We start from the raw sequence: 21,627 nt of genomic DNA, 5'->3' as shown, positions 1-21,627 counted from the left end.
CTCTCAGCGAGCGGACTGCCACATCACGAACGCCCCCGCCGTCGCGGCCACCGCGACGGCCAGCCAGGCGGCGCGGAAGCCGCTCTGCTCGACCAGCAGGCCGAACAGCAGCGGACCGGCCGACGCCCCCACCCCGGTGCCGAACTGGATCAGTCCCGTCGCCGCGCCGGAACCGGCCGGCCGCAGCGCGACCACGCCGACCAGCAGCAACGCGGGCCAGCCCCACACTCCCGCCGCGCTGAGCATCGCCCCCGCGATCCCGGTGGCCGGACTGCCTGCCGACAGCAGCACCAGTCCCGCCACTCCGGCGAGCAGCAGCACCGCCGCCGCGCGCAACGGCGGAAGCCCTCTCGCGTCCACCAGCCAGCCCGCGCCGACCCGTGCCAGCACGGCCGACCCGCCCGCCAGCGCGAGCACCAGGCCCGCTGCGCCGGCGGAGAGTCCCGACTCGGTGAGCGTGCGGACCGAGAACGTGGTCAGCGCACCGGTCGCGAGCGTCGCGAGGCTGGCCGCCGCCATCAGCGCGGCCATCCGCCGGGAACCGCCCGCCCGTCCCGCCGGCGCCGTGGGCACCGCCGTTCCGGTCGTCCTGCCCGCCGCGCCCGCCGCCAGCAGGACGGGCAGTGCCGCGAGGACGTACACCCAGCGCCACCCCGCCGTCAGCGCGACCAGCGGGACGGCGATCCCGGCGAGCACCGAGGCCACCGGGGACGACGACTGCTTGAGCCCGAACGCCAGCGCGTGCCGTGCGGGCCGCACCTCGTGAGCCAGCGCCAGGTTCGAGGCGGGAGACGCGAAGGCGTAGACGATCCCGCCGAGCGCGAGCCACACCAGCAGCTGCCCGTAGGACTCCGTCCACGCCGCCGTGGCGAGCAGGCAGGTCGCCGCCGCGAGACCGCCCCAGCGGGTCGCCGTCCGCCAGCCGAGCCGGTCGGCCAGGCGCCCGGCCAGCGGAGCGCTGACGGCGGTGGCGGCCCAGAACAGTGCCGCCGCCGCGCCCAGATCCCGGTCGCCGTACCCCAGCTCGCGCTGCATCGGCACGGCGAGCGCGCCGAGCAGCAACGGGACGAGGACCGCGCCGCCGAGCAGGGCGCTGGCGGCCAGCATCGCCCGCAGCTCGGCCCTGGTCACCAGCCTGTGCCGCCGGCCGTCTTCTCCGACTTCCAGGACAGCAGCTTGCGTTCCAGCCAGTGCACGACGGCGGTGAGCACGAGGGCCAGCGCCATCAGCACCGCGATGCCGCCGAACACACCCGCGGTGTTGAACTGCCCGGACGCGCGGATGATCAGGTACCCCATGCCCCGGTTGGAGGCGACCATCTCACCGGTCACCGCCGCCACGAGCGCGTAGGGCACCGACACGTGCAGGCCGGCGATGATCCAGGTCATGGCGGACGGGATGGTGACCTTGGTGTGGACCTGCCAGCGGCTCGCCTTCATCACCTTCAGCACGCCGACCAGTTCCTGGTCCACGTCCCGCACACCGCTGTGGGTGTTGTAGAAGACCAGGAAGAACACGACGGTGATCACCAGGGCCAGCTTGGAGCCGAAGCCCAGACCGAACCACAGCATGAACAGCGGGATCAGGGCCAGCCGGGGAATCGCGTAGAGCGCGGCCAGGATCGGGCTGAGGATGTCGCTCAGAGTGCGGCTGGTACCCAGCACGAACCCCACGACCAGGCCGAGCGCGGCGCCGATCACGAACCCGACGAGGGTCTCCTGGAGCGTGACCGAGATGCTCGACAGCAGTACGCCCTGCTCGATCCTGTGCTTGCCGAAAATGCCGTCCGTGCAGGTCAAGCAGCATGGTGGTACTCGTTGAGGATGCCGCCCAGTCGCTGGTGTCGGCGGATGTCGAGCTGGGTGACTGCTGTCTGATCGGTGGTCGGATGTGGGAGCGCGTGTAGGGGTCGGGCGTTAGCGATGCCCTGGTGGGGTCGATGCGTGTTGTGGAACTGTTCGTACTCCCGCAGGGCGTGGAGCAGATGCTGTTGGTTCCAGACGAGGGTGCGGTCGAGGAGTTCGCGGCGGCAGCTCTGGATCCAGCGTTCCATGATCGCGTTCATCCGCGGAATGCGGACTCCGCTGAGGACAACCTGGATATCCGCATCGACGAAGATGGCATCGAATAGGGCAGGGAATTTCCCATCGCGGTCTCGGATCAGGAACCGTGCGGAGCTGCCCGCGTCTTCGAGGTCCATCACGAGGTTCTTCGCTGCCTGGGCGACCCACGCTGCGGTCGGGTGCGCCGTGGCGCCCAGAACGCGTATCCGGCGACTGCTGTGTTCGATGACCGCGAGCACGTACAGGCGGGTGCCGCTCAAGGTCGCGACTTCGAAGAAGTCACAGGCCAGCAGGGCTTCGGCCTGGGAATGGAGAAAGTCTGCCCAGGTGGTGGAGGTGCGATCGGGTGCCGGGTCGATGCCAGCGTCCTTGAGGATCTGCCACACCGTGGATGCGGCGATCTTGATGCCGAGTACGAGCAGTTCGCCGTGGATACGGCGGTAGCCCCAGGTGGAGTTCTCCCGTGCCAGACGCAATACCAGGAGCCGGATCGAGCGCACGGTCGGTGGACGGCCGGGGCGTTTGGGGCGAGATCTGGCCGCGTGGCTGCGGGCGAGCAGGTTTCGATGCCAGCGCAGCACCGTTTCCGGGCGTACCGGCAACTTGAACTGACGAAGCACTTTCGCCGGGAGCCGGTGCAGCAACGCCGCGAGGAACGCTCGATCGGCGGGGGAGAACCGAAGTTGAGTTTTGCCCAGTTGGCGTTCCAGGACGGTGATCTGGTGCCGTAGCACGAGGATCTCCATGTCCTTGTCCTGGTCGCTTATGGGTAGCAGGCGCAGTAGGGCGAACGCGTTGGTCACGCTGAGGTAGGCCAGTCGAGGCAGCATGGCTGGTCATCATGCCGTGCTCATCCGCAGCGGCATGATCACGACTGCATCCGCGCATGGGTCTCTGTGGACCCTCTGTCACCTGCATGGATGAGGTTTTCGGCAGGCACAGCGTCCCGCAGCGAGCTCACGGCGAGGTGGTTGGCGGTTCGGCGGCGCTGCCGAAAACGAGTCGGTCGTGTCGTCGGCACAGGAGTCAGGCCTTGTGTCGACGGCCGGGAGTTTCTCACCGGCTACCGCTGATCCGCGGCACAGCCAGCACTATCCGCCGGACGCGGACACCCGCACGACTCCTACCTGCACCTTTTCGCTGGCGCAGTGTCCCAGCGCGAAGCGAGATTCGCTCGGCGATGGCGGGTGCTTGCGGACCGGTGTAGCACCCTGGACAAGGTTGTGCGATGCTCGGAACAAGGTCCGGCCCGCACCCCCCCAGGCGCGCCGGACCTTCCTATGTCGGGCCTACGGTGAGCCCCATGTGGTGGTGGCGACGGAACCGGCTCGGCGGCGACGACATGGGCAACGAGCAGGAAGTTCAACGGCCTGGGCTGCCGCAGTTGTCCGCGCGGGCGATGGCGGAAGACTGGCTGCGGGCGCTGACGATCACCCACGAACCTGGGATCGACCCGAAGCAGGCGATGGAGGCGGTAGCGCAGGTCAACCAGCCGGAAACCTTGCGCCTGACGATCCGCACCCCGTTGCCGGCGGCGGACCGGCAGGTCCTGGACGACATGCTGGCCTGGGACACCGAGGCGCGCAGCCGCCAAGCCGGTGTGCATCTGCTGCTCGACGGCATCCTGATCGACATGGTGGCCGGGGCTACCGGTCAGGACCGCGCCGCGGTCATCCAGCGCCTGGCAATCGCCGTCGAACGCCTGTTGCCACCGGAATAGCCGCGCGGTTCATCTGCTCGTTTCCAGGTGCAGACAAAGGCCAGAGACGAGGCGATTATTCACCTGTTCGTGTGGGAGCCGCTGGTGGTGATGGCGGAGGCTGAACTTGACCTACCCGCCCGGCGAACGTACTGAGCTCAGGTGACTGATCAGTTCAGCGTGTTGGTCGCCGTGGTCGTGGGGTCGCGAACAGGACGGCGGGATCGTCGGTCAGCCAGAACGCGAGGGTCTTCCGGAGGCAGGGGAGAGCGCGGCGAACGTGAGGCCCCATTTTGCCTCTTGGGTTCTGGTCCACGGCATCGGCGGTCTCGGAGACTTCGACGCGGGGCACGTAGAGCCGGCGGTGGTAGATCTCGATGGCTGTTGCGGGCCGACCGGCGCATAGGTGAACAGTCGCCGGCGTGTGATCTTCGGCTGACGGCCGGTCTCGACGGGTTCGGTGCTGGTGTGCGGCTGCACGTAACCGCGAACGTCCCGGCGGGGTGCGGCGGGGCCGTAGTCGGGTGCGGGGCTGGGGTTGCCGTACTGGTCTTCGACTTCCAGGGATCGACGAGGGTCACGAGGTGCGGAAGCTGCGATGGGCTACGTCCTTTACGTAACCAGTACCGCCTACCAGGCGATACATCACCTACTGGCAGGTAGGGATGAGGTGTGTGATGGGGGAAGGGGACGTGTCGGGCGCTGGGGCGCGGACCGTGCTGGTGCTGGCGGTGGGGGTGCTGCTGGCGGTCGGGGTGGTCAACGTGCTGATCGCGGTGACCGAGTCGGTGCTGTGGCCGGTGTTCGTCGGCGTGGGCTGGGTGGGCGTCGCGGCCGGCGTGACCATCTGGGCTGACGCGGCGGCTACATCCAGGTCGAGAAGGCCACGTGCGGTACCGGTATCGGTGGCCGCAGAAGTGCCAGCTCATCGGGTGTGAAGTACAAGCCGCTGCTGTCGTGGGCCAGCGTGCGGGCGTGCCCGCCGATCGCCTCCTCCCTCAGGCCCTCCGGTGGAGTGGCCAGCGCACGCAGGGCGGCGGCGCTGAACCACTCCGTACCGCCGTGGCAGGCGGTGGGTCGACCATCGAGGAGGCGTCCGCGCACAGCACCGTGACGCGGGCGCGTTCGGCTTCTGCTCCGTGCGGGCTTGTACGTCATCGGCGGTGGCCAGCGGAGCTGGTGCGGGTGTGGTGACGCGACCACCACCCGCAGAGACGATCAGCCGGTCAGATCGGGGGGCGCGGGGCGGGACCAGTCGGTGCGGTGGTCCAGGTTGGCGGCGGCGACGTTGCCCGCCTCGGTCACCTCGGCCGCGCCGGCATCAACGACGGTGCCGCGTTCGGCGGCAGGAAGCTTGAACCAACCCGCGCAGCCGTTCACACACGGGTGCCTCATCTCGGTCAAGGACAGCGCGCCACCCGGACCGGGCACCGGCTGCTGCCAGGTCATCGTGCCCGTGTCATCGCACAGGTCACAGGCTTGGTCGCGCTCCACACCCCTGAGCATCCCTCAATGATCACTTTTGTCCGAATCGCGTCACCCGATCGGGCTAACAGCCGGTTAATGGCTCGTTTAAGGTTGTTCGCCTCCCGTAGGCGCATGGCGAGCGCGAGCAGCATGACGGCCACGGGGCGGATATGGCGTGGCGCCCGTCCCAGCACGGCGAGAATTCGCCTGAGCGGCGTACCGGATTGACGCCCCAATGCCAGCCGCCATTTCGGCGTGCCCGGTGGTCCTGGAGACTGCTCTCCGGGGCCACCATCCCTTTCGTGGTCAGGCCGGGGGCTGTTCCTTGGCCGGCTCGGCCGCCGCCCGTGCGCACGCCGTATTCGGCGGGCAGTCCGCGCAGCCCGTCGGCAGTGGCCTTGTCAGTCACCTCGGCCTCACCGTCCATCAAGACGACGCCGAGGTCGTGCACAACGAGTTCCTTGTAGACCCTGGAAGTTCGATAGGTTTGCCCCGGGAAACTGGCCCACCGCCACGCCGTCTTCCTTGGGTGGCTTCGGAGACGCCCACAGCACGCCAGCCACGGACTCCCACGGCGTGAGCTGACGTCCCTGCGTGTCAACGAAATCGTCTTTGTCCAGCCGAGCGCGTACCGGCGCGGCATCGCGTGATATCCGGCACTGATCATCATGTCCGTGGCGATCTTGCACGTTGCGTCGGACAGCGGGAGAACGCTGATCAGCTTGCGTGCCGACTCGATTTGGCCTCGCTGGTCACCGAGGTGAGCGAGGACTGCACGTCGTTGACGTATACCGGGAGATCGTCGAGCTTAGCCATCAACTCCACGGCCGTACGGACGTAACTGGCATTACGGCACAGTTGAGTCTGGTGACGATGCTCGTGCGGCGCGATGACAAGACGTGCGCGATCGAGCTGCTGAAGCTCCTGACGATGGTTGACGAAATCGTGGCTACGCCTGATGAGGCACAGCGGCTGCCGTTCAGTGTGGAGTCCACATAGTTCGTGATCATGAAGCTGCTGCAGCGCCATCTCAGCCGATGGCGTTTTCTGTAATGGTGGCAGCTAGATCCGCTACTCCTTCGGATGGCGGCATCGCCCTTGGCGGCTCTTGAGCGCTTCTTCTGCCTAGCCAGCGCGAGCCAACTAACTCAGCGGTGCGGATGCATCTGAAGGCGGAACGGGTTGTAGCGGCGGCTCGGCGGAGTTGTACGGAGGTGTCAGCTCGGCGGAGACGTCGGGAGGTGCAGGGTCCACAGGCGCGATCGCTTTCGGCTGTTCGCGAGCGGCGGTCGCCTGGATCGGCGGATCTGTAGGGGAAGGACGACCAGGCTCGCCGACGTCAGCGCGTCCTTCCGCAATCGCGATTGCCCGCGCGACAGTGAGAGCGCCTTCGGGGCCGTGAGTTTTCACAACCTCGCGCAGAAACCTCCGTCGACCGGCGTTGTCCCACCAGTCGACCGTCCGGGTCAGGAACCCGCGCCCACCAATCAGGCCGCCAAGGGCCGTCGTCCACCAAGGCATCCGAACGCACACTCCACCTGCGCCGGCCCCGAGTGGCCAGCGGTGACGTGTCATATTCGGGTCTTGGTCTTGGTCTTGTGCAGGTGGTAAGGCTGCGTAGCCGCTTCTACTCGGCGAAGCGGGTGGAGCTGGAGTGGGTGGTGAGCCACTTCTCAGGGCGTGGTGCCGAGCTGGGACGTCTTTGGCGTTCCGCCCTACGCGGCTTCCCGTTTGGTGAAACGGGAGCCCTGGTCACGGCGAGGGTACCGCGCAGTTCCGCATCGCACCTCAGCCCGGTCATCAGCGCCGAATGGATCTGCAGCTGTTCAGGTCCTGCCATGGGCAAGGTCCTTTACGTAACCCGTGCCGCTCACCAGGCGATACACCCCTATACCGGCGAGTAGTGGAAGGGGCACGGGATGGAGGAAGGGGTCGTGTTCGGGTGCCTGGGCGCGGACCGTGCTCGTCTTGGCGGTGGGCGCGCTGCTGGCGGCCGGGGTGATCAACGTGCTGATCGCGGTGACCGAGGCGGTGCTCTGGCCCGTGGGCGTCGGCGTGGGCTGGGTGGTCGTGGCGGCCGGCGTGAGCACCTGGGCCGACACGGCGGCTACGTCCAGATTCAGAACACCCCGCGCGGCACCGGAAGGGGTGGCCGCAGCAGAGGCAGTTCGTCAGCGGTGAAGTACGCCACGCGGTCTGTGCATGATTGGCGACGGCGCGGACGATGCGCTGCTGTGCGGTGTAGAGCTGGGCGTTCATCGGCGTGGGTGCGGTGCGGTCACGGGTACCACCGCCAGGTCACCCGGTCGGGGACTTGCCGTGCCGGAACGCGGTGGGGGTCGCAGAATCCGTGGGGTGGAAGCCTCTGACCGCGTGTTGCTGATCGACCTGGAGAACGCCGTGGGCACGATCCACGTGCGTTCGCGCATCCTGCGTGCGAAGGTCCACGCCCTCCTACAGGCGGTCGGGCCGGTGCACCACGCCCTGGCCAGTTACGCCCAAGCCGATCCGGTCGGAGACACGGTCGTGAGCGTGCTCGCCGAGCTGGGTGTTGCGGCCTGGCGGGTAGAGCAGCACGACAACGCCGCCGAATTCGCACTGATCAGCCACGCGCGCTACGCCTATCAGCAGGGTTGCCGCACGTTCGCTGTCGCCTCAGCGGACCGTGCGTTCACCGCGCTGGCCGATCTCGGCGCGTTCGACGTCCTCGCGTGGGAGGGACAGCAGGTGTCGGCCAAGCTCGAAGACCGAGCCCAGAGCGTGATCCGCGTAGCGCGACCGACACCTATTGATCCCGTACCGGCTCAATGAACTGCGCGGAGGGAAGACCCGCCCGCCCAGTCCAGCAGTTCGAGTTCGGGAAGTTGCTTGTTGTGCAGCCGGGTGAGCGGGGCACCCACTGCTCGGGAGTCAGTTCGAATTTTGTGGAAATGGCTAGTACCTCCACAGGGCTGACGTCGATCGAACCGCTCAAGTGACAACATGTCCGATCACTTTGCCGCTTGGATCGAACCTGGACTGTCGTTCGTCGGACGCAATTGGCGCTCGGGCTCGCGCTCTGAGCCTGGGAAGCGCCGCCTCTCGGGCTGCCGTTGTCGGCGCTGCGACATCAAGCTGTCGCAGGGCATCCGCAGGGGGAAGCCGCGACGGAGCAGGTCGACTGAGAAGTAAGCGTTGAGGTTGAGTCTCAGCCGTACTACACGTGCGCGCCGCCCATCGGACCCGGCGCCACTGTCACGGTGCTGCCAACGGCGGGCAGGGCCCCCCTCCTCGGGGGTGTCACGTCGCCCGTCCGGATGTGTCGGGGGTGCCCGGTAGCGTTGCTGCTTTCGGTTTCGTCGAACAGGAAGTCATGCCGATGCAGGTCAAGCTTCGCGACCACGAGTGGTCGATCGGAGATCGGATCGGGGAAGGCGGCTACGGCCAGGTCTACGAGGCGACGTCGGCGCAGGGTGAGCAGGCCGTCGCGAAGCTCGTCCCCAAAGAGCCGGGTGCGGAGCGCGAAGCGCTGTTCGGCAACGACCTGTCCGGTGTCCGGCACGTCGTGCCCGTGATCGACCAGGGCGAGACCGAGAACCACTGGGTGCTGGTGATGTCTCGCGCGCAGAAGTCCCTCAAGGAGCACCTCGACGAGCGCGGCGGGCCGTTCGACACGGCCGAGGCGGTATCGATCCTGACCGACATCGCCGAGACACTGGCCGACCTGGACGGCCGCGTGGTGCACCGCGACCTCAAGCCGGCGAACGTGCTGCTACTGGAGGACCGCTGGTGCCTGGCGGACTTCGGCATTGCCCGGTATGCCGACGCCGCCACCGCGACGGTGACGCGCAAGTACGCGGGTTCGCCACCGTACGTCGCACCGGAACGGTGGCGTGGTGAGCGTGCGACGAGCGTGACCGACGTCTACTCGTTGGGCGTGATCGCCTACGAGCTGCTGGCGGGCAAGCGGCCGTTCGTCGGCACGGACGACGAGGTGCGGCGCCAGCACCTTGAGGAGATGCCGGCCCACCTGGAGGCCGTTCCGGCGCTGCTGGCGGCGCTGGTGGAGGAGTGCCTGACCAAGGCTGCGGCGGCTCGTCCGAGGCCGGCCAACGTGGTGACCAGGCTGACGAAGATCGAGCAGCAGATACCCGCCGGTGGCTTGGCTCGTCTGCAGGAAGCCAACCGCGCCGAGGCCATCCGCCGCGGCGAAGCGGCCCGCGACGCGTCACGAGCTCGCACGGAAGCGGAGAGCAGACAGGAGCTCTTCGCCGCGGCCAAGGCGAACCTGGACCGGGTATCGGCGATGTTCAAGGAGGCTGTGCTCGACGCCGCCCCCACAGCGAGGCAGATGCGCCTCATAGGCGACGGCAGGGCACTCGACGCCACCCTCACCTCGGCGGAGGCGCGTTCTATCGGCGGCGGCTGGGCGCTGAATCTGGGCGACGCCGTGCTGAGCATCTCTGATGCCACAGCGACCTCGGCGAACCCGTGGGGCAAGTGGCAGCCGCCGGCGTTCAGTGTGATCGCGCACGCCGAGGTCACCATCCGGATCCCCCCAAGCCGGTTCGAGTACGAAGGCCGTCAGCACTCACTGTGGTACTGCGATGCCCACGAGACCGGCTACTTCCAGTGGTTCGAGACGGCGTTCATGGTCGCCGCGCACGTCCCCAAGCGTGGTCGGCTTGATCCGTTCGCGATAGATCCCAGCGAGCACGCGGCCAAAGCGATCGGATCCGGCATGGCCGAGTGGCAGTTGGCGTGGCCGTTCACCCCGCTGGGAGTCGGCGACATGGACGAGTTCGTGACTCGGTGGGCCGGATGGTTCGGCGATGGCGCGACCGGCCAGCTTCGGCACCCAAGCCACATGCCCGACCGTTCGCCGGACGGCAGCTGGCGCAAGAACTAACGCAGCGATCGACCCCGTGCGGACGGCCGCAGCAAGTCGCTAACCGCGCCGGGGGACCGGGCATGACGCACCCTCGCGGCTAGCCCGACCAGGTCTACACGTCGTACATCCCCGGCGGTGGCGCTGTAGCCCCTCTTGCGCAGCCTTTGATCTGCACAAATTGAGTTGTCCACAGATGGCGATTTATCCACAGATCGGCGATCGGTCCCGCCATCCTGTCGGGTTCCTGCCCAACACTGCAAAGGCTTGAAGGGGGTCACGCGCCCGGACTGCTGTCGTCTGGCAGGATTGGGCGTGGGGAGCTTCGAGGTCGCCTTCTTATGCGTAGACGCATCGTGACGATGTGAACGCGCTTGGTGATAACCGCAGCTAGTCCCCCTTCAACGCCTGCCGCATTGGGTTGAAGGGACCGTCCATGAAGGACACGTTGATCTTTAGTGTCGGCGCTGTCTATGCGCTGCTCGTCGGCTACTCCGGCTACAAGGCCGTATCGGCAGCGAGCAACGAGGAACGAATTGCTGCATATAAGGTGCTCAGGCTTGCCTTGGCGGCAGGGACCGGCGTCAGCGTCGTAACTCTGGCTGTGCTTCACCAGGCGGGCGTGCTGTGACGTTAGCCTGCCGTGGAATCGGGTCTTGGTTTTGGTCCTTCGGTGAGTGTCTGCCTGCGGCGTGCGTTGCGAGGTCCGCGGGCATGGATCGACGCCTCATCCGTGTAGGTTTCATGCCTCTCGTGATTGCCTCTTGTACTCCTACGTGGTGATCCGGCTACTAAGGGCCTCGTTGAGGTCGGTGATTGCTGAGGAACATGGTCTGGTCTGGCGTTTCATCTTTCTGTCGGACCCCACCGCTATCTTGCACACTCGTAGTAGCCAACGGTGATCGGTAGATAGCACGAGCGTGCAAGCAGACTATGTCTATGTGATTGGCGGCGAGGAGTGCCCGCGGGTCAAGATCGGGCATTCCAAGGCGCCTGAGCATCGTCTAGAACTCCTTGGGGACTCCGAAGTCGTAGAGTCGGTGCGCCGTCTCGTTGCCGAACTTCCAGATGAAGAGGGGTAACGACGTCGACTTGTGCCCTGCCTGGGCCGCGCTGATAGAAGGACGGTTGATGAAGTTGAAGCGGCCGGTCAGGTTGTCGGAGCGGGATGGCGGAGAGTGATCCGACTGACAACCTGAGTGTGCACTTACCGGTCGGCACTCGGGCTGACTGGCCACACGGTGCGGTTACCTTCGTGGCGGCGCAGCCGTACCGTGCTGAAGTCCGGTCGACTGGCGAAGGAAGCGTTCTCGAAGCTGGCTTCGCCGGCGAGCGTGGTTATCCGAAACCACACATCATCGGAGAACGCCGCGCCCGCAAGCCATAGGTCTGCGGCGAACACCGCTAGATCGAACGATGTCGTCCGACCGAATCTGGCCATGCGGAACCATGCGTGGTGACCGAAGCGAGCCCTCGAGAATTGGACGTGGCTGTGAAACAGCGTGTCGCCGAATCCTGCGATCAGGTGAAAGTTCGCTTGAATGAAACTTGCGGAGCCGGTGAAGACGGCATCGTTGAACGCTGCAATACCCCTGAATTCGGCTGATTCAAATATTGCGCGCCCTGTAAAACTCGTCTCGCAAAACCAAGATGTACCTGCAAAGACGGACTGTCGGAACGAAGCGGTGTGCGCGAATAAAGCGTTGTCGAACGACGCATCGGTGGGGAAGGTTGCGGAGTCGAAGTACGCATCGCCCTCGAAGGTAGCCTGTTCGAAGTTCCCGGCGCCAATGAACGCAGCCTCGCTGAACCAGGAATCGCCCGTGAAAGTCGATTCCGTGAAGTCTGCAGACCCGGCTACCTGAATTCCGGTGAAAGAAGTGTCGCCGATGAACCGAGCCCTAGGGAAGATGGCATCGTGCACCACGCAGTCCCGCATATCCCACCCCACGAGCGTGGCGTCACTCAAGTCTAGAGATGAGCCTTCCCAGAAAATCTCCGACGGCCGCAGGTGCTTGACGAGGATGCGCTGTGCGGTCAGTCGAGCCTGGAGTTCTTGCTGGGAATCGACTAATGGGGCCGACTGCAATGGCGGTGTAAAAGGCATGCGAAGATATGCGCAGAGAACATTTACGATCGTTTTTCTGTGCGTCTTATACTCTTCCGCGAGCCGCTCCAGCGCGTACAAGCCACCTAGTCGAACCACAGCCTGCGTTGACCCGAGCTGTTCGACAGCCTTGGTATAGAGCTCGGTTATTCGCCGCTGTGCAGCGTCCTCTTCGTTCGCTAACGCGACCCGTTCCTGTAGTTCGTGGGTGCGGGCAACGTCCGCCTGGTCCCGTTCTTTCTGCTTAAGCGTGATCTCAGCGGTCCGCTGCTTCCGGGCTGCCAGTAGCAGCGCGGCGGCACCGCCCGTACCCACCACGATGGTGCCGGCTGTCCTGATGGCATCAAGCTGGTTACGCTGCTGGTCGCCGCCGCTCCCGTAGGAAGTCAGCAGCCACACTGCGATGCCGACTCCACTCAATAGCGTCACTGCGGCTGCCAACCAGATAGCTCGTGCTGAAAGCACCTTGTAGCTGATCTCGTCGGAGCGCTGTCGCATCGTGTCATGATGATCGACGGCAACGAGCTAGTGCTGTGAGAATAGGTGGAGTTCCCCCAATCGGCTCCACGGGGACACATCATCGCCCACCGCTCGCGGGCCTGCTCTGAGTCTGTCACCGGCTAGGCGGGCCCGTCGGGCCGACGGCGAGCCGGATGACCGCGAACTTGGAGAAGAAGGTCCGATCGAGTGCCGAACGTTCACGGTCGCCTCAGCGGATCGCGCGTTCACCGCGCTGGCCAACCTCGGAGTGTTCGACGTCCTCGCGTGGGAAGGGCTGCAGGCGTCGGCGGAGCTCGAAGATCGGGCTCAGAGAGTGATTCGAGCGCCTCCTGGCCATAGAGCTCGCCGGGCTGACCGGTGCGACGGCCGCGGAGGCGGTCGTCCAGATTCGGGATCTGGCGACCGCCTTCGACAGTACGGTCCTACACCCTGGTGGGAACTTCTACAACGTCGCGACCGGAACCATCAGGATCGGCCGAACGATGACCGGCGCTGCCGAGCGGATCTGGCTCAACGATCCGGAAACCGGCGTTGTCGATCACGTCTGGATATTCGGTGACGGCGACGACGGGAAGTCCAACGTGCTGCGGGTTGTGCTGATGGAGGCGGTCGGATCCGGGTTCTTCTGCATCTTCCCGTCCGACCTGCGCAACGAGCACGGCTTCGATCGCTTCTGGGATCAGGCGGTAGATACTCCGGCGTGGATCGCGACCAACGTCGCGGACACAGTGAGAAACCTCGAAGCGGCGGTGAGGATCGTCAAAGGGCGGGCCGCGTCGGAGAACGTCCCGAGCCCGACCGCGGAGCGTCCTGGAGTTGTGTTCGGCATCGACGACGCGGATGACGTGCTTCGGCTGCCGCGCGATCGAGAGTTGATTGACTTCATCGTGACGCACGGTCCAGCTGTCGGTGTCGGGCTGGTTGCGGTCATCCGGGACCTCGACTGTGTTGACGGCGACGAGGTCCTGTGTCGGGCGATCGCCGACGCACGCAGCACGGTCTTCGTCGGCCCCGTCATGTCTGACAGGTGGAACGAGTTCCGATCGGAGCACCGCAGTCGCCCCCAACACGAATGAGCTGGGCGGCTGAGACGAGCGCCGGTCTGATGCCGGCGCGGCCACTTCGTGTCTGTCCATGACGTGCGGCGATCACGCCTGCGGGCTAGCTCGATGGCTCGTGACTGACGTTCATCGAGTGGGCGCAGGGACGCGCGCCGACGAGTGGGGTCGAGCCAGAAGCCTCGCGATCGGCTCGCCCGGTGTGCATCGCATCGAGCCGGCCTGCCGGTCATGCCAGCGTGGCGATGGCGTCCGGACACCAGACTCGACACCGGTCGGGCGCCCGTACCCGCCGATGGTGCACGCGATCCCGTCTTGACTGCCCAGGCGCGCCGGGGTGCCCACAGTGGATGATCGACGACGCCAGCGGCAGGCAACTCAACCCAAACCACAGCCGGACGAGAGGAAAGAGGCATGGCTGACCGAGTCGGGATTCCCGTTGCACGAGATACTCGTGGATTGCTTCACGCGCGAGCCGCAATCGACGTGGTCCCGCCACCGTACGAGGCACACAAGCCGCTGACCTGTGGCGGTTGCGCAGTCGGAGTCGTGGGAACTCGATCGCATCCACGTCGTACACCCGGTGGCGGCGTCACCCAGGTCATGGCGCACTACGCGGTGACCAAGCACGGGGAGCACCACTCTGGCTGCCGCTACGACTTCAAAAACCGTGCCGACCACCTCATCCGGGACAGCCGCGGAACGATCGTCCGCGAGGGCGAAATTTACGAACTGCGCCTGCCGGACCCGGACAAGATCGAGCCACCGGACCAACTGCCACCCAGCGGCGCCGGACGCCCACAGGCCCGACTTCAGGTCTCTACCTCGGACCGCACCCTCACACCCGCACTCGGCAGCGCCGCCCGCATCGTTCGGCTGCTGCGCGACTTCGACAACGATCCCGATGCCGCCAGGCGGTTCCGTGCTCGCTACGCGGCCATGAAGATCACGTGGGCTCACTTCTGCCGCAGCACCACCGAGGCCGCAGCCATCGCATCCCACCTCGACGAGGCCTTTGTCGATCAGCACCCCCTTGCACTGCATGGCACCGTCGGCACCGCCGGTCCGGCTGGCAAGGGCGGCACCTACCAACTACGCGACGACCACGAAAGCCTCCTCGATCGCGTTGATGGGCCCCGGCGCTTGCGAGTAGTCGTTCGATCCAAGAACACCGACACCTTCAACCAGTTGAAGTCGGGTGACAAGTGGCTCGGCTACGGGCACTGGCGCTTGTGGATCGCGGCCCGAGCCCCGATCGCCGAAGTACAACTCTGGATAGACGGACCCTGGTCGCTCGCCACATGGCGTGACTGAACCACTCGCTCGAACGGTGTTGTCCGTCGCGTGCTGTGAACTTCTCCAAAACGGCCCAGCGTAGGTTTGCTCGACTGCGCTTGCGGGTGGCTCGGGCCCGTTGAGTTGCGTCCAGTCTCGACCATACCGCGGGATCAAATACATGTTCGATGATGTGCGGTGTGTGCGGGAGTCGCTGGTCCACGTCCACGACGGCCCCAATCGGAAGAACGTCGACCTGGCGGCTGTGTTGCGCGCGCCGTACGTGCGCCTGCGGACCAGCCGCTGGCGTCGGTTCACGGGGCGCGGATGAGCGGGCTCGTCGCGGCCGAGGTGCCGTTGCGCGTGCGCATGGCGCCCGAACTTTGGCTAGGGCTGACTTCTTATGAGCTCACCGTTCCAGACTTTGGCACGGTGCCTATCTGCCAGTTCTTGAGTATCCGGCAGACGGCGGATGCGCCTCAGGAGTCCGAAGGCGTCGAGGGCGTTCAGAAGTCAGAGGACACCGTGGTGTTCGCTCCGGAGGCTCTCCACGGCTACCAGGACGGTCCTAAGCCTGTGTGAGTAGATTTGGACGCGATCTGGCGCGGGCTCGTCGGCGGGTTCGGCCCTGATCAGCCAGCGCCGACGCGCGGGTTGAGCATGGACGGCCTGGTTGTTGCTGAAGTGTCTTTCGCGGTGCGTATGGCACCGACGCTGTGGCTCGGTCTGGCGTCCTGCGTGCTCAGCGCCTATGGCCTTCAGACGATCGCGGTTCAGCACTTCGTCTCTGACGCGCACACCTGCAAGCGGGAACGGGTGAGCTTGAGCCTCCGTTCTGAGCGAGGTTGAGGGCGGCGTCGCACGTAGCGCGATTAGGGATGATTGCGCCACGCTTGGTGTGCCGCTGCCCGCGTGGTGAAACTGTCGGCCAGGACGAGCATCGGGATCTGGGGCTCAGGGCATACGGGTGTCTCTCTGTCGCTGCGTTGGCTCAGGGAAATAGCAGATCTGCATTTCATCACTCGCGATCGCACGCGCCGCTCTCGCGCTCATCCACGTCATCACCATCGGGCTGGAGTGCGGGGTCGACTATGGAGTCAGGTCCAGTAGCTGTGCAACAGCCGACTCATGCGGAGAGTTGATGCTCTTGTAGTGCTGGAGGGCCTGGTCCCATGCCTTTCTGGCCGAGTCGTGTTCCCCCGAGGCCTGATAGACGTGACCGAGGCCGTGTAGCGCGTCGGCGATCAACGCGGTGTTGTTTGCCTTGTGGGCGAGCTCGAGCGCGTTGTTCGCGTAGTGACTCGCTTCGGTGAAGCGTGTGATCGCGGCGTAGGCCCTCGAGAGGGTCAGCTGAGTCTTGATGATGTAGAGGACGTCGTTCGCGGGCTGGTGGATCATCAGGGCCGTGTTGGCGGAGTCGATGGCGCGGAGCGGGTCGCCGGTGGCGAGCCGGAGATCTGCCAATGCTGTGAGAGTGACGGCTTTGCCGTACTCGCAGGCGATGGGTGCCCAGGTTGTGAGCGCGAGTTGGTGGTGGTGCTCGGCCTGGTCGTACCGTTGTGTGGCGCTGTAGGTGAGCGCCATCGAGTGGTGGGTGAATCCGAGCCCATAGACGTCCTCTGTGGACTGCCGGACTTGCAGTGCTTGGTGGAAAAGGTCGAGGGCGTGGTCGTGTTCGCCGGTGTTGCGATGGCAGACGGCGAGGTTGTGCAGGCAGGTCGCCTCGGTGTGATGATCTTTGATGTTCCTGGCCAGAGTGAGCGCTTGGGAGAACAGCGCGCCTGCCTCGGCGATGTCGCCGATGTGCAGGTGTGCCAGTGCCAGGTCGTTGAGGCCTGCGGCTTCTCCTCGTTGTTCTTGTGCGATGCGGGCTGAGGTGAGAGCGAGCGAGGCGACGGTTTTGCTGTCGCCGTAGCGGGCGTGTCGCCCCAGTTGATCACGAGTCGCTGCCGCCAGCCGCCAAGTAAGTCCGTGTCGGCCGGCGGCATGGGCTTGGTGGACCGCTTCGACGAGGTTGGTGCACTCGCTGGCGAACCACGCGATCGCGGCGTCGGCCGATCGGAAGCTGAGCGGATGAGCTGCCGCGGCGGGAGCGGACAGCGGTAGTGGATCTTTGCGTGGTGCGAGTGTCATGTCGGCGTTGTTGGCGGTGTGCAGGTACCAATCCATGAGCCGATCGAGCGCGTCGTCGTACTCGTCGTGTTGGCGTAGCAGACCAGTGGCGTAGGCGCGGAGCAGGTCGTGTGCGCGGTATCGGTGAAGCTCGGTGGGCTCGACCAGGTGGGTTGCCGCGAGGTGTTCCAGGGTTCTCTGGGCATCCGGGTACTGGAACGCGGAGGCGGCCGCGGCGGCGGCGGTGTCGAAGTCTGGTCCACTGTGGACGCCGATGTGCCGGAACGCGAGTTGTACGTCCGGGGGAAGCTGGTTGTAGGACCACGAGAACAGCGCGTTGATGCTGGGGGAGTCACCGTCTCCGCCGCTCCAATCAGCCAGCCGGTCACGCAGCGAACCGACCAGCTCGTGCAGCGGTGTCGCGTGGTACTCGTTGAGTCTGCTGGCCGCGATGCGCACCGCGAGCGGGAAGCCACCGAGCAGCGTGAGTGCCTCGTCGAGTTGGGTGGTGCTGTCACTGCGTTTGGGGGTCAGCCGGGCCAACAGGGATTGCGCGTCGCCAGGCGGTAGCGGCCGGACGTCGATGTCGTGAGCGCCGGTCTGCTGGACGAGTCTGTGCAGCCGGCTGCGGCAGGTGATGATCACCATGCAGCTGGCGCTGGACGGAAGAAGGGGAAGGACTTGTTCGGAGCCGGCGGCATTGTCGAGCACGATGAGCAGGCGCCTGTCCGCGGTCATTGTGCGTAGTTGCGCGGTTCGTTCCGCGGAGGTGGCCGGGAGATGGTCGGCGGGGCAGCCCAAGGCGACGAGTAGATTGCCCAGCACCTCGGCGGGGTCCGCTGGTCGGGTGGGACCGTGGCCGTGGAGGTTGAAGAAGACCTGGCCGTCGGGGAAGCGGTGGGCCGCTCGGTGCGCCCAGCGAGTAGCGAGCGCGGTCTTGCCGATCCCAGGCGGTCCGTGCAGTACGGCGATCGGTATGCAGTCGTCGAGGCTTGTGTCTGCGGGAGCGAGTACGTCGAGGGCACACAGCTGCTCCGCGCGGCCGATGAAATCACGCAGATCTGGCGGAAGCTGGCGAGGTGGCCGCGCAGCCGTCACCTGCCCTGCGATGAGGGGCGCGCTCGTGACGACGCCGTCTGCGTCGACCAGCTCTGCAGGGCGGGGCTTCGGTGTTTTCGTGAGGTTGATGATGTGCTCGTAGTGCTCGTTGAGATCAATGCCCGGCGGAACGCCGAACTCCTCGACCGTGCGCCGATAGACGCTGCGGTAGTAGTCGGTGATCTCTCGATACGTGCCGAAAGCGGCGAGGACGTCGAGCTTGAGGCGCACGAGCCGTTCATTGAGCTCATCGTCCTCCAGTAGCTCCTCGATGTGCTTGAGGGCGAGCTCATAGCGGTGCAAGCGCATCTCGTTGCTGAGGCGTTCACAGCGCACGGTGAGATGGTCGCCGTTCATGGCCTGCCGGCGCCGGTCGGCCCACAGCGTGCTGAGGCCTGTGAACGGCGTGTGCTGCCACTGGCGCAACGCGTCATCGAACAGTGCGGCTGCCATTTCGAAACGGCCACGGTCGACCTCAGCGCGTGCCTGCGCGTGCAGGTCGAGAAAGCGGTGGTAGTCCACCAGGATCGGGTCGATCTCCAGCAGGTACGACTCGGTCCTGAAGACGATCTTTGCGGGAATGTCGTCGGTCCTGAACTTCCCGCGGATCCTGCTGATGTAGCTCTGCAAGCTCTTGTGCGCCTTGTCCGGGGCGGCGGGTACGTCCCAGACGGCGTCGATCAGCGTCGTCACACTGACGGGCTTGTTCGCCATGAACGCGAGCACCGCGAGCACGTAGCGCTCCTTGCTCGAGGTGAACACGACAGGTTCGCCGTCCAGCACGAGGCCGACCTCACCCAGCAGCGTGATCTGCATGCGAGACCCCCTCTCCATGCCCAGCTGTTCACCGTGCCCGCCGCATGAACGCCCAATCCACAGTAGCCGCGACCAGCGATGATCACGCTAGGAAAAGACGAAATTACTCCTAGTGGGCGGTTTGGAGGGTGTCCAACGAGCTGTCCAGCGCTCTGCAACCGCTCAGTCCAATCAGGCCAGGACTCTTCGATCCAGAGGGGACAACCAGAGGAACAAGGGGGCGCAATGGGAGAAGCGGGCTGGGTCAGGGTGCCGATAGGTGTAGGCGCGGAACGCTGGGTCACACTGGCCGGGCTGCGTACGGTGCTCGTCGTCGTGCACACGCTGCCGAGCGGCCAGCGGCTGCTCGACGTGGTCGAACACATCGAGACCGATCAACGCATTCAGGTGGTCTTCACACCGGCGCCGGACGTGTTCGACTCCGGCGTCATCGACTGGTTGAGGTCCCTGGGAGCCCTGGTCGTTCCGTGGCAGCAAGCTATCCAGCAACGCTTCGACCTCGCTATCACCGCGTCCTACGGCGGGCTCAGCGAGATCCACGCGCCGCGGATCGTGCTTCCACACGGCGCCGGCTACGGCAAGCTCGCGCCGCAAGCGACCGGTAAGGGTTCGCGTGCCCGTCGCTATGTGTACGGATTGGACGCTCAGCGCCTCACGCGAGACGGACGCGTCCTCGCCGATGTCCTTGTTCTGTCTACTAATGCGCACAAGTCGATCCTGCGAGCCCAGTGCCCGGAAGCTCTGAGCTCGGCCCTTGTCGCTGGGGATCCTTGCTACGACAAGCTTCTCGCGAGCATGCATCTGCGCAAGCTGTACCGTGAGGCGCTGTGTGTGGAGGACGACCAGCAACTCGTGCTCATCGCCTCCACGTGGGGAGCGCAATCATTGTTTGCGCGTAGCGCCGAACTCATGCCGCGGCTGTTGCAGCAACTGGACAATCGCAAGTTTCGTATTGCAGCTTTGCTGCATCCTGGCGTGTGGTTCGGGCACGGCAAACGTCAAGTCCTGGCCTGGCTGTCGGAGTACCGGCGAGCCGGGCTGACCGTGCTGACACCCGAGGTCGACTGGCGTGCCGCGGTGATCGGCGCTGACATCGTGATCGGGGACCACGGCTCCATTCCGGTCTACGCGGCATGCGCTCGCGTACCCGTGCTGACTGTGGACGGTCTGGGCACAGACGTAGCTCCCTTGTCCGCCAACGCTCTGCTCGCGGACCGCGCTCCACGCCTGCGGCTCACAGACCCCATCGAGCCGCAGCTCCACTCGGCGGCCGATCACTTCGGCGAAGACGACTATGCCGCGATCACGGCAGCGGTGACATCGAAACCAGATCAAGCGGTCCGCATACTCCGCGACGCGATCTACCGCCAGCTCTGCCTTCCCGAGCCGGGACGGCATCGCCAGCTCGAACCTGTCGCCGTGCCGCAGAGACAAGAGTGAGTGATCACGGCTCAGCTCGTCACTCTGCGGCCCACCCTTGTCCTCATCGTCCCTGCCTGTCTCCTTCTACTCGGCGCGACAACGCTGTCACGCCATCACATTCGCCTGCCACTCGTCTCGTGCACACGGTCACCACGGCGGACGGCGACACGCACCGCCAACACCACAGGAGATGACGCCATGCCCCGCATCGCCGTCGCAGGCATCATCAACGTCCGTCTCGCCGTCCCCGTAGACGAGTTTCCGATTCCGCTCACATCGAGCCGCCGCCTTCCCGGACAGATCGCGTTGCGCCTATCCGGCGTCGGTTGGACCATCGCCAACACACTGCAGGCTTTGGGAAGCGACGTTCTGTTCGCCACCTACATCGGCCGCGATCCCGCCGGGCAACTAGCCGAAGCAGGACTGCGCAGCGCAGGGCTTCTCGGGCCTGTCACCCAGGTGTGCGACGCTCAACCGCGCGCCGTCGTGCATTACGACCGGACCGGTACACGCAGCGGAGCCACTGACCTACGCGATGCCGTGAACCGCCGCTACCCAACCGAGGTCTTCACTCACGCGCTGGATGCGGCCGGGGGCGCCGACTTCGCGATGCTGTCCAACATCAACTTCACCAGGTCGCTGGTCGGCGCCGCGGCCGATCGAGCGATACCGATCATCACCGATCTGCACGTCATTGACACCGTCCAGTCCCGGCACAACGAGGAGTGGATGCGAGCCGCACACGTGCTCTCGTGCTCGCACGAGAAACTGCCGTGCTCGCCTGGCGACTGGATCCGGCGACTGTGGTCGCGCTACCGCACACCGGTTGTCATCGTCGGCATGGGCGCCGCAGGAGCACTTATCGGGCTCCACCACCACCACCGTGCCGTATGGCACGTGACCGCCGCAGCGCCCCGGCTGGTCCGCTACACCAGCGGTGCTGGGGACACGCTGCTCGCCACGTTCGCCCACCACTACGCGCTCGGCGGCAATCCGGTGGACGCCCTGCGCCACGGATGTCTCGCCGCAGGCTGGAAGGTTGGAGCCGGGCCCGATGACGATGTTCGCGACGCCGCAACCATGCTTCCCCACCTTGTTCGCAGCCAAGGGTTGCCGGCCGTGCACCGGGTCTAGAAGCATTG

Annotated in this window: 19 protein-coding genes; 12 read left to right on the top strand and 7 right to left on the bottom strand. The window is 65.7% G+C overall.

The annotated features are described in order from the left end of the window. Positions 1-3 precede the first annotated feature (3 nt). The 3 genes from PV646_RS41280 to PV646_RS41270 are packed head-to-tail and all read right to left on the bottom strand — an operon-like array spanning position 4 to position 2,893. Positions 4-1,131 (bottom strand): MFS transporter, encoded by a 1,128-nt coding sequence (locus PV646_RS41280; RefSeq protein ID WP_500348228.1) that lies wholly within the window; start codon positions 1,129-1,131, stop codon positions 4-6. Continuing rightward, entirely contained in the window at positions 1,128-1,799 is a 672-nt protein-coding gene (locus PV646_RS41275) for an ABC transporter permease (protein ID WP_500348226.1), read from the bottom strand. Before PV646_RS41275 ends, PV646_RS41280 begins: the two co-directional genes overlap by 4 nt. Next, the gene (locus PV646_RS41270) at positions 1,796-2,893 is read right to left on the bottom strand and encodes an integrase core domain-containing protein (protein WP_500348224.1); all 1,098 of its coding nucleotides are present in this window, start codon (positions 2,891-2,893) and stop codon (positions 1,796-1,798) included. The genes PV646_RS41275 and PV646_RS41270 overlap by 4 nt, the downstream gene beginning before the upstream one ends. 473 nt (positions 2,894-3,366) lie before the next feature. Here PV646_RS41270 and PV646_RS41265 point away from each other — a divergent pair, with 473 nt between their 5' ends. Beyond that, positions 3,367-3,783, top strand: a complete 417-nt coding sequence (locus PV646_RS41265; RefSeq protein ID WP_500348223.1) for a hypothetical protein — start codon at positions 3,367-3,369, stop codon at positions 3,781-3,783. A 656-nt stretch (positions 3,784-4,439) separates the two neighbouring features. Next, on the top strand, positions 4,440-4,700 hold the full coding sequence (locus tag PV646_RS41260; protein WP_500348221.1) for a hypothetical protein: 261 nt from the start codon (positions 4,440-4,442) through the stop codon (positions 4,698-4,700). 280 nt (positions 4,701-4,980) lie between these two features. Here the strand turns inward: PV646_RS41260 and PV646_RS41255 are convergent, their stop codons facing one another. Then, positions 4,981-5,268, bottom strand: a complete 288-nt coding sequence (locus tag PV646_RS41255; RefSeq protein ID WP_500348220.1) for a hypothetical protein — start codon at positions 5,266-5,268, stop codon at positions 4,981-4,983. 678 nt (positions 5,269-5,946) lie between these two features. After that, entirely contained in the window at positions 5,947-6,258 is a 312-nt protein-coding gene (locus PV646_RS41250; RefSeq protein ID WP_500348218.1) for a hypothetical protein, read from the bottom strand. Positions 6,259-7,188: 930 nt separating this feature from the next. Between PV646_RS41250 and PV646_RS41245 the strand changes: the two genes are divergently transcribed. The 4 genes from PV646_RS41245 (at position 7,189) to PV646_RS41230 (ending at position 10,727) form a co-directional block, all read left to right on the top strand. Next, positions 7,189-7,410, top strand: coding sequence for a hypothetical protein (locus tag PV646_RS41245; protein WP_500348216.1), 222 nt, complete (start codon positions 7,189-7,191; stop codon positions 7,408-7,410). A 192-nt stretch (positions 7,411-7,602) separates the two neighbouring features. Then, entirely contained in the window at positions 7,603-8,040 is a 438-nt protein-coding gene (locus tag PV646_RS41240; RefSeq protein WP_500348214.1) for a hypothetical protein, read from the top strand. A gap of 547 nt (positions 8,041-8,587) precedes the next feature. After that, positions 8,588-10,117 (top strand): serine/threonine-protein kinase, encoded by a 1,530-nt coding sequence (locus PV646_RS41235; protein WP_500348213.1) that lies wholly within the window; start codon positions 8,588-8,590, stop codon positions 10,115-10,117. A gap of 415 nt (positions 10,118-10,532) precedes the next feature. Then, positions 10,533-10,727 (top strand): hypothetical protein, encoded by a 195-nt coding sequence (locus PV646_RS41230; RefSeq protein ID WP_500348211.1) that lies wholly within the window; start codon positions 10,533-10,535, stop codon positions 10,725-10,727. Between the two features lie 576 nt (positions 10,728-11,303). Here PV646_RS41230 and PV646_RS41225 read toward each other — a convergent pair. Continuing rightward, the gene (locus tag PV646_RS41225; protein ID WP_500348209.1) at positions 11,304-12,701 is read right to left on the bottom strand and encodes a pentapeptide repeat-containing protein; all 1,398 of its coding nucleotides are present in this window, start codon (positions 12,699-12,701) and stop codon (positions 11,304-11,306) included. Between the two features lie 485 nt (positions 12,702-13,186). On the opposite strand from PV646_RS41225, the gene PV646_RS41220 reads away from it, so the two are divergent. The 4 genes from PV646_RS41220 to PV646_RS41205 all read left to right on the top strand — a co-directional run bounded on the left by PV646_RS41220 (position 13,187) and on the right by PV646_RS41205 (position 15,619). Further along, on the top strand, positions 13,187-13,780 hold the full coding sequence (locus tag PV646_RS41220; RefSeq protein ID WP_500348206.1) for a hypothetical protein: 594 nt from the start codon (positions 13,187-13,189) through the stop codon (positions 13,778-13,780). A gap of 585 nt (positions 13,781-14,365) precedes the next feature. Next, entirely contained in the window at positions 14,366-15,076 is a 711-nt protein-coding gene (locus PV646_RS41215) for a hypothetical protein (protein WP_500348204.1), read from the top strand. 142 nt (positions 15,077-15,218) lie between these two features. Then, on the top strand, positions 15,219-15,368 hold the full coding sequence (locus PV646_RS41210; protein WP_500348203.1) for a hypothetical protein: 150 nt from the start codon (positions 15,219-15,221) through the stop codon (positions 15,366-15,368). Next, entirely contained in the window at positions 15,365-15,619 is a 255-nt protein-coding gene (locus PV646_RS41205) for a hypothetical protein (RefSeq protein WP_500348201.1), read from the top strand. Before PV646_RS41210 ends, PV646_RS41205 begins: the two co-directional genes overlap by 4 nt. A gap of 507 nt (positions 15,620-16,126) precedes the next feature. Here the strand turns inward: PV646_RS41205 and PV646_RS41200 are convergent. After that, positions 16,127-19,063 (bottom strand): AfsR/SARP family transcriptional regulator, encoded by a 2,937-nt coding sequence (locus PV646_RS41200; protein ID WP_500348200.1) that lies wholly within the window; start codon positions 19,061-19,063, stop codon positions 16,127-16,129. Positions 19,064-19,366: 303 nt separating this feature from the next. Between PV646_RS41200 and PV646_RS41195 the strand changes: the two genes are divergently transcribed. Beyond that, positions 19,367-20,503: a hypothetical protein gene (locus tag PV646_RS41195; protein WP_500348198.1), complete on the top strand. Its 1,137-nt coding sequence runs from the start codon at positions 19,367-19,369 to the stop codon at positions 20,501-20,503. Between the two features lie 180 nt (positions 20,504-20,683). Then, positions 20,684-21,619: a carbohydrate kinase family protein gene (locus PV646_RS41190; protein ID WP_500348197.1), complete on the top strand. Its 936-nt coding sequence runs from the start codon at positions 20,684-20,686 to the stop codon at positions 21,617-21,619. The last annotated feature ends 8 nt before the right edge of the window (positions 21,620-21,627 follow it).

Source organism: Streptomyces sp. ID05-26A, from assembly GCF_033794685.1.
Lineage (GTDB): Bacteria > Actinomycetota > Actinomycetes > Mycobacteriales > Pseudonocardiaceae > Lentzea.
Note: the sequence above shows the minus strand (reverse complement) of the source record. Positions and strands in the feature narration are given on the sequence as shown.